The 2,320-nt window shown below is 63.5% G+C and carries 3 protein-coding genes; all 3 read left to right on the forward strand.

All coding sequences use genetic code 11. The features are described from left to right. Positions 1-876 (forward strand): hypothetical protein (locus VFA16_RS05470; RefSeq protein WP_324966839.1); only part of this gene is annotated, 876 nt, incomplete at its 5' end. A gap of 270 nt (positions 877-1,146) precedes the next feature. Then, positions 1,147-1,725 carry a hypothetical protein gene (locus VFA16_RS05475; RefSeq protein ID WP_324966840.1) on the forward strand — a complete coding sequence of 193 codons (579 nt, stop codon included), beginning with the start codon at positions 1,147-1,149 and terminating at the stop codon, positions 1,723-1,725. A 413-nt stretch (positions 1,726-2,138) separates the two neighbouring features. Then, a partial coding sequence (locus VFA16_RS05480; protein WP_324966841.1) for a hypothetical protein occupies positions 2,139-2,320 on the forward strand: 182 nt, incomplete at its 3' end.

Here is a 2,320-nt window from a genome sequence, read left to right on the forward strand (position 1 = left end):
TTCGGATTCAACACCAAGGCCGTCCTCGTGGTCACTCCTTCGGGCACGCTGACGCAGCCTGCAGGTGATCAGAACATCTATTGCCGGGGCAACGGTGGGCTCGTAACCGATCCGACCGGAACCGTCCTCGCCATGAACGAGCTGTCAGTGATGCGGCTGTCGGCGACAGGGCCCGACGAAACCATCGTCAGTTTCTATCCTGGCCTCTTCCACGGCATTCGAGGATTCTCGCCCAACGGGATCGCCGTCGGCACCGACGGGACGATCTACCTGGACACCTTCATGGGCAACGGGTTCGCCGACCGCTCGGCCATCGCCTCAGTCCGCCCCGACGGGACCGCTTCGCTCGTGCTCTGGGAGAGCACCGACGAGCCCGCCGCCACGCTCTTCGGTGATGGAATCGCTACCGCGCGCTTTGGCGGCTCGCAGCCCGCGGTGACGGCCACGCTCGATCGCCTCTTCGGGAAGCCCACCGCCACCGCGACGTTGAAGAACCCGGGTAACTGTCAGATCGACGCCTCCACTCGCTGGGGAGAGGTCACTGCCTTCTTCTCTCGCGACCGGTTCGTCGGTTACCGGGCCGTCGGAGCGACCACTCGTTTTCCACCTGGTGGGGGCTTCTACCTGAATGGCGTTGGGCATACAGCGCAGACCGAACTCGGCCTGCGAGTCGGCGACACCTTGGCCGAGGCGCAGAACCTCTACGGTACGACTCTCACGACCTCGGCAGCGCAAGGGGGCACGTGGACTGCAACCACCTCGAGTGGCGTGCTGAGGGGGTACCTCACGGGCGTGCCCGGCCAGTACACCGTGTACCAGCTACTCATCAACAGCATCGGTGCCGGGGACGTCGGCTGTCCCGCCGCCTCGCCGTAAACACCTCACCCTGTTCGGAAACGCGCGGTGGCATCGAAAGGAACGGGCATCCGGGTGTGCTGACGCGGACCCGCCTGTGAGGTCGGGAAGGGGATCACCGCCATTGAGCGGTCCCGACCGCCCTCCGGCGCTACCTTGCTGCCTGGCCGGAGGCTCTCCCACGGAGGCAACAACCGGCCATGAGTGCCCATCCGCTGTGCCTTCAAGACAGTAAGAGAAGTTGCCGATATTCACTCGGTGATTACAGCGGCGACCAGGCGATTCAGGTGGATGCTCGCCGCCTGCGCTCTCTTCCTCGTTGTATCAACGGTGCTCCCGACCTACGAGTACAGCGCCGTCCATGAACCCATGTGGTACGGCGGGATCCTCTGGCCGATCCTCGTGGGGCTGAGCGGGATTGTCGCTCTCGCCGCTGCTGTGTTCCGGCCACTTTCGATCAAGAGAGCAGGTCAGATCGGCGGGCTCGTTGTCATCCTCGCCGTGCTGCTCGGTGGATTCTCGGCGGGTCACGCGTATGCCGTTCACGATCGCGACGCGCTGGCGGGGGGCAGTCTCCTGATCTCGGGTTGGCCTGTCTACGGAGCGTGGCTCGCCATCACGGCAGCTCTTGTGATGCTCCTCGGCGGGACGAGCAAATGGCAGCCAACCACACGTAGAGCCGACGATGTTCCGGGCGCACCGACCGCAATGATACGTGATTCAGAATCAGCACCGGTAGCGATTCTTGAATGCAACACACCCCTTCCGGCGCTGAACGAAGTCGTAGGTCCTGAAAGCACGACCCATAACGCGCGGTGTGTATCGGATGTGGCCGACAGTGTGGATCTCGACTGGCCGACGGGCGGGTAGCAATATCGCTGGCACCCGCCCGCACCCAGCCGGTATTCCGCTGACTGGACCCGAGCACATTATGTCGCAGACAAATCAGCCGGCGTCCCCCCCGAGCTGATTGCGATAGCTCGGACTTCAACTTCTAGGTGATGGGAGCCGACGCGGATGCTGTATCCGCGTCACACGCCTGAGATGCCCGAAAGACCTGCCTCGATCCCAGCGATGGAGCGTTATTTGCTCGTCGTTACGGCGTGTTGGTGAGAACTCGCGCCGCAACCGCACCGGACGATGAGGAGGAAGGCGATGCATCTACCAGCAGCAAGCATCGCCCGGACGATAGACATGCTGCCTGCCCGGGAAAATTGTTCGAGTAGCCGCTCGGGGCAGCAGGGAGTGGCCCGATGAGTCTCCAGTAATTACCACCATCTGTCGTGACCGCCACCTGTGTGCCGACCACCATGCAGTGTCCGGTCCTAGGACAGGCCAACCAGGACGATCCGGCGTTCAATGTCGGCAAGCCTGCAGCCCGCAGCGCGTGCCAGGGACGTCCCGCACCGCCAGCCAGCATCGTCACCTTGCCGTTGCCGGCGTTGGTAAAGGCAACCAGGCAGTT

The sequence above is a fragment of the Mycobacterium sp. genome (assembly GCF_035653355.1).
GTDB lineage: Bacteria > Actinomycetota > Actinomycetes > Mycobacteriales > Mycobacteriaceae > Mycobacterium.